This is a genomic window from Catenulispora rubra (assembly GCF_015356825.1).
Lineage (GTDB): Bacteria > Actinomycetota > Actinomycetes > Streptomycetales > Catenulisporaceae > Catenulispora > Catenulispora rubra.
In genome coordinates this window covers 1-3,047 of record NZ_JAACYW010000536.1, presented here as the reverse complement: position 1 = coordinate 3,047, position 3,047 = coordinate 1, and the positions used below count along the sequence as shown (strand labels likewise).

At 72.1% G+C, this 3,047-nt stretch carries 1 protein-coding gene; it reads left to right on the top strand.

Features of this window, described 5'->3' with window-relative positions; all coding sequences use genetic code 11:
* Positions 1-72: 72 nt before the first annotated feature.
* On the top strand, positions 73-3,047 hold a 2,975-nt coding region (locus GWK61_RS60410; protein ID WP_323748190.1), incomplete at its 3' end, for a beta-ketoacyl synthase N-terminal-like domain-containing protein.

Sequence of the window (3,047 nt, the reverse complement as noted above, 5' to 3'; positions counted from 1 at the left end):
CGGGTGGTGTGGAGGGCGGGGGCGGAACCGGCTGAGGTTGCTGCCGACCCCGTCGAGACAACGCTCTGGACGATGGAGACCGGGGCCGTCGCGGACCTGGGGCTGCGGCTGGACGCGTTCCGGCAGCGGGTCCTGGCGTGGGCCGACGAATCCGGTACGGAGCGGTCGCGGCTGGTCGTGCTGACCCGCGGCGCCGTCCGGACCGGGCCCGAGGACGGGGTACCGGATCCAGAGCAGGCCGCGGTGTGGGCGACGGTGCGGTCGGTGCAGGCGCAGCGGCCCGGACGGATCGTGCTGGCGGACATCGATGTCGATGTCGATCAGAGCACTGTCTTGCCACACTTTTCGACCGACAGCGATTCGCAATTCGCGATCCGCGCCGGCAATGTCCTGACGCCCCGCAGTGTGCGGGTCCTGATGAACACCGACCGCGACACCCGTGCCGCCTTCACCGGCCCGGGCACCGTGGTCGTCTGCGGCGCGGACACCCCTCGGGGTGCGTCGGTGAGCCGTCATCTGGTGGGTGCATACGGCGCGCGGGTGGCGTCAATCTCTCCGGACCTGTTGGACGCCGACGCGGTGAGCCGTGCCTTCGCGGCCGAGGCTCCGACGCCGGTTGTCGTCCACTGTATGGCGGAGTCCTCCGGCTTCGGCGATGCCGTCGCCGGGCTGTACAACCTGCTGGCCGCGATGACCGCCGGCTCCCTGCTCGTCCTTCTTCCTCCCCCCGCGACGACGCCCGAGGCGGCGGCCCTGTCCGGGTACGCCGAAGCCTTCGCCGAACGGGCTCGCTCCGAGCGCGGAATCAGGACCCTGTCACTGGAGTGCGGGCCGGAGTTCCGCTCGGCCGACTTCGACGCCGCGCTGACTCTCGACCTGGCGCGGGTGGCCGTTTGGGAGACCGGAACCGGTTCGGCGACCGGCTCGGCGACCAGCTCCGTGACCGGCTCCGACAGCGAGCCCGCCACCTGGCGCCCCCTCACGACGGCCCCCGGATCCCAGCCGGAGCCGGGCGACCTCGCCGCCCGCGACCGCCTGGTCCGGCTGGTCCGTGAGCTGGTCGCGGACATCCTCGCGCTGCCGGGGGCGCGGGCGGTGCCGGCCGACCGGGCGTTCACCGAGATCGGGCTCACCTCTGCGGGGGCCGTCGATCTGCGCAACCGGTTGGGGCGGGCCACCGGATTCCGGCTGCCCCCCACAGCGGCTTTCGATCATCCCTCGCCGCGCGCTCTGGGCGCGGCCCTGCACCGCGCGATGTCCGGTACGAACGACCTCGCCGGGCCCGGTGCCGACGCGCGGATCCCTGCACCGGTGTCGGTGCGCAGGCCGTCGGTCGCCGACGAACCGATCGCGATCGTCGGGATCGCGTGCCGCTTCCCCGGCGGGGTGGCGTCGCCGGAAGGGCTGTGGGACCTAGTCTCGGACGCGCGGGACGTCATCGGGGACTTCCCGACGTACCGAGGCTGGGACCTGGACTCGCTGTTCGACGATGATCCTGATCATCCGGGCACGTCCTACACGCGGTCGGGCGGTTTCCTGCACGACGCGGACTTGTTCGACGCGGGGTTCTTCGGCATCTCCCCGCGTGAGGCGTTGGCGATGGATCCGCAGCAGCGCCTGATGTTGGAGGTGTCCTGGGAGGCTCTGGAGCGGGCCGGTGTGGATCCGGGCACGCTGCGCGGCGCACCCGTCGGCGTCTTCACCGGCGCCATGCATCAGGAATACGCCTTCCGCGGCGGCGATGACGACGACGGTGGCGAGCGCGACGAGGCGGAGGGCGTCGAGGGCTACCTGATCACCGGCGGCGCGGGCAGCGTGTTGTCCGGCCGCGTGGCGTACTCCCTGGGGCTGGAAGGTCCGGCGGTGACGCTGGACACGGCATGTTCGTCGTCGCTGGTCGCGGTCCACCTGGCCGCACAGTCGCTGCGCAGCGGCGAGTCTTCGCTGGCGCTGGCCGGCGGGGTGACGGTGATGGCGACGCCCGAGGCGTTCGTCGGCTTCTCGCGGCAGCGGGGGTTGTCTCCCGACGGCCGGTGCAAGTCGTTCTCGGCGTCGGCGGACGGCACCGGCTGGTCCGAGGGCGCCGGCGTCCTGTTGCTGGAGCGGCTGTCGGACGCGGTCCGCAACGGTCGCCGAATCTGGGGCGTGGTGCGCGGCTCGGCGATCAACCAGGACGGCGCATCCAATGGCCTGACCGCGCCGAACGGCTTGGCGCAGCAGCGAGTGATCCGGGCAGCGCTGGCCAACGCGGGTCTGGGCTCCGCCGACGTGGACGCGGTCGAGGCCCACGGCACCGGCACGATGCTGGGCGACCCCATCGAGGCGCAGGCGTTGCTGGCGACCTACGGCCAGGGCCGCGACGGCGCCGAGCCACTGTGGCTGGGATCGGTGAAGTCGAACATCGGCCACGCACAAGCCGCAGCAGGGATCGCCGGAATCATCAAGATGGTCATGGCGATGCGGCACGCGGTGCTGCCCAAAACGCTGCACGTGGACGAGCCGACCCCCCAAGTGGACTGGTCCGCCGGCGCAGTGGAACTACTGGCCGAAGCACGGCCGTGGCCAGGACTGGGCCACCCGCGTCGCGCCGGTGTCTCAGGGTTCGGAATCAGCGGCACGAACGCCCACGTGATCATCGAGCAGGCCCCGGCGCCTGCGCCTACGCCTGCGCCTACGCCTGCGCCTACGCCTGCGCCTACGCCTACGCCTGCGCCTACGCCTGCGCCTACGCCTGCGCCTACGCCTGCGCCTACGCCTACGCCTGCGCCTGCGCGCGAGCCGGTGCCGGAGCCTGCTGGTTCGTCGGTGCCGCTGCGCGAGCCGGAGTCGGAGCCTGCGGGTCTGCCGGTGCCTGCGCCCGAGCCAGAGCTGGAGCTTTTTCGTTTGTCGGTACCTGCGCGCGAGCCGGAGCGTGCTGGTCTGCCGGTGTCAGCGCGTGAGCTGGAGCCCGCTGGTCTGCCGGTGCCTGTGCGCGAGCCGGAGACTGCTGCTGCTTTGCCGGTGGCGCGCGCCTACGTGCTGTGCGAGGATCCGGACCTGTCTCTTAT